The following is a 2,987-nucleotide window of genomic DNA, read 5'->3' as shown; positions in this document are numbered from 1 at the left end:
GCGATCCAGCGCATAAACGACTATGGCAGCCGACTGGTCATCAACGACCAGGGCAACCTGACGCCGACAGAGCTGCGCGCCAAGGTTCGCCGTGCAGCCAGGAAGTACGGCCACCCCGTACTGATCCTGGTCGACTACCTGCAGCTGATGCGCTGCCCAGGCCTGGAAAACCGAGCCACCGAGATCTCGGAAATCTCCCGCTCGCTGAAAGCACTGGCCAAGGAAATGGATTGCCCCGTCGTGGCCCTGTCCCAGCTCAATCGCAGCCTGGAGAACCGGCCGAACAAGCGACCGAACAACGCAGACCTGCGTGAGAGCGGCGCAATCGAGCAGGACGCGGACGTGATCATGTTCGTGTACCGCGACGAGGTCTACCACCCCAACACCGAGGCCAAGGGCATTGCCGAAATCATCATCGGCAAGTACCGCAACGGCCCGATCGGCACCGTCCGCGCCGCCTTCATCGCCAACCAGACCCGCTTCGCCGACCTTGCACCAACTTGGCAGGGAGCTCTTGCATGAGCCCCTTCATTGAACTTCCGATCTCTCGCCGGCGGGAGCCGGCAAGGAGTCTAGTCATGCGTGACCAGCAGCCCGCTAACAATCTCCTTTCGATAGCGAGCGCCGAATGGATACAAGCCTTGCAGAACTTCTGCCACCACGGACGAGTGTATGACGGGTCCGCCGCCAATGCCTGGCTATTGGATGCCTGCCTACTTGTTCCCAGCGCTGCCCTCATCCACGGTGTCATCGAGTACATTCTTAACAGCCGTGAGGACATACCATACGGAGGGCTACGCCCAAGCTGGGTGGCTCAGCGGCTCGAGCAGGAGGGATTGATTAGTCACCGGTGCGGGGCAGTCTTGCACTGGCAGGAGCACGGCTATCGCTTTTCCACGGTGGTCAGGATCGACCCCGAACAGATTTGGCCCGATAAGCGCTCGAGACCCGAAGCATTCGTTACCGGACCACTAGATAGCCAGGAGCTTGGGGTAATTGAAATCCTGGCGCATCCGAACGCCAGACGTCGTAGTCCGTCCCCGGTGCGCCTGGCAGCACTGGTTCGATCTTCGCTAGCCATACCTGCTGAGCCTCTTCATCCCATTGCAAATCCGCCAGTTCTTCATGCAGTGCTAGCCACCTATCCCGAATTGGCATCTCCCGAATGGTTTCCAGTGGCCAGGAGTAGCGACGCATGAGCGCATACTCAATGGCATCCATTCCCCATAGCCTCCAGCCTTTGTCACGTGCCAGTGAGTTACCAAGGGTACACAGCACAAAGACTTGGCTTATCCATTGCGCTCTGGCCATCGTCATAGGCAATCCGTCCCCCTTTTGTGAGTCAGGAACGCATGCCTGGATCTGGATAAGCATCTCGTCGTATCCAAAGCGGTATTCGTTCTTCATGCCGGACCTCCTGTGGTCTGGGTGGGTTTGTTTGGCGACGCCAACCTTACCACCGGATGCGTCCGGCTCCCTTCTAGCTGCGACCGTCACGCCTTTAGCGCTACCGGTCCTGCAACCTCATTTTTCATCTCATCTATTGAACTTCCGATCTCTCGCCGGCGGGAGCCGGCAAGGAGTCTAGTCATGCGTGACCAGCAGACCACGACCAATCCTCCCGAGGCTTGCGCCCAGAATCCAGACTGGCGCCAAGACCTGTCCTATGCACTAATCGAGTCCCTCATGGCCGAACCCGAAGAGCAGGCAAAAGCCTTCCTGAAGGCTCATTTGGAGCGACTCCCCTACTACGAACGCTTCGGGCTCTCACATGAGAACCTCGTCCTCCTGATGGAGGACCTCTTCAAGCAGTTGCAGTACACCTTTTCCTTCCTGGGTATCGATGCGACCTGGCTCAGGCAGCGCCAGCTCGAGCGACAAGTCGCTCAGACGAATGCTTACTCTGTCTTGAAGGCACTGCAAAGCGCCGTCACACAGTTGCGGACCCACGAAGGGCCGAGCCCCGTACTCTGGTTCACGGGGCTCGGCCGGACGACCCGGCCGTTCGTTCGGGCCACTGCATTGGAGCACGCCCTACGCCAGGCGCTCACCGACAAAGGCTGGTCAACCCCGCAAATCGAGGACGCCTGGCCAAGCGCAGGCCTGCAACCCTACCTACAGGCCCTTGGCCTGTGCCGGCAGACGCTCGCCTTCGCGCTTGACGACCCCAGCCAAGCCTTGGACCTGCCGACCCAGCGTGCAGCCGTCCTGGCCGCTCATGACGAACTCATCATTGAGCTGAGAGGGCGGCTTCTCTGGGAGAGCTGGAACAGTCCGCCAGCAGACTACGAATGGGGTGAGAGCGCGATCGTTCCAATGACCTCTAGCTCGCCCACGGATGCTACTGGGCAAGTGCTTCCCGCCACACCTCGAGGTCGTCCTCCCTACTATCTATGGGAACTGGTCCCCGCACCTGCCTCTCATCGCGCCACACCCGACGCGCCTCTTCCGGGACATGAAGCGGCTCCAGCTCATCGCATATGGCTAGCCATTTTTGAGCAGGAGACAGCGCCTGCACCTGCTGGGGCGTCCAGGAGTAGCGCCTTATGAGCGCGAAGTCGATTGCGACGATCTCGCCCAAGGACCAGCTGTGCTTTTCTGCAAGTGCAGTGCCCAAGACGCTGAGCAAATACTGCTGCTGGAGCACCATTACATCTTCAGTGGTCAGCGGCTGCTCCTTTTCCAAACCATTCTCCTGCCTATATCGCTCGATTAGGCGGGAGAGTGTGCGTTCATACGGCTCTACGGCCTGTGACGTCCCGATTTTGTCTCCTTTCATGCCGGACCTCCTGTGGTCTGGGTGGGTTTGTTTGGCGACGCCAACCTTACCACCGGATGCGTCCGGCTCCCTTCTAGCTGCGACCGTCACGCCTTTAGCGCTACCGGTCCTGCAACCTCATTTTTCATCTCGTCTTCCGCTGCCAGTTGCCGGCCCACGCCGGCAAGGAGCCCATACATGAACACTTCCCAGCCCCTGGTCACCCACC

At 59.7% G+C, this 2,987-nt stretch carries 3 protein-coding genes; 2 read left to right on the top strand and 1 reads right to left on the bottom strand.

Annotated features, from left to right (window positions below; genetic code table 11):
• Window positions 1-522, top strand: a 522-nt coding sequence (locus HMPREF2924_RS06900) for a DnaB-like helicase C-terminal domain-containing protein (protein ID WP_277600862.1), incomplete at its 5' end; no start/stop codon positions are given.
• Window positions 523-960: 438 nt separating this feature from the next.
• On the opposite strand, the gene HMPREF2924_RS35820 is transcribed toward HMPREF2924_RS06900, so the two are convergent.
• Window positions 961-1,407, bottom strand: a complete 447-nt coding sequence (locus HMPREF2924_RS35820) for a hypothetical protein (RefSeq protein ID WP_003117028.1) — start codon at window positions 1,405-1,407, stop codon at window positions 961-963.
• A gap of 183 nt (window positions 1,408-1,590) precedes the next feature.
• Here HMPREF2924_RS35820 and HMPREF2924_RS35815 point away from each other — a divergent pair, with 183 nt between their 5' ends.
• Window positions 1,591-2,550: a hypothetical protein gene (locus HMPREF2924_RS35815; protein ID WP_023082651.1), complete on the top strand. Its 960-nt coding sequence runs from the start codon at window positions 1,591-1,593 to the stop codon at window positions 2,548-2,550.
• Window positions 2,551-2,987 lie beyond the last annotated feature (437 nt).

This window comes from Pseudomonas sp. HMSC063H08, assembly GCF_001813645.1.
In the GTDB taxonomy this organism is placed as follows: Bacteria; Pseudomonadota; Gammaproteobacteria; order Pseudomonadales; family Pseudomonadaceae; genus Pseudomonas; species Pseudomonas aeruginosa.
The sequence above is the reverse complement of the archived record's forward strand: the minus strand, read 5'-3'. Positions and strand labels throughout refer to the sequence as shown.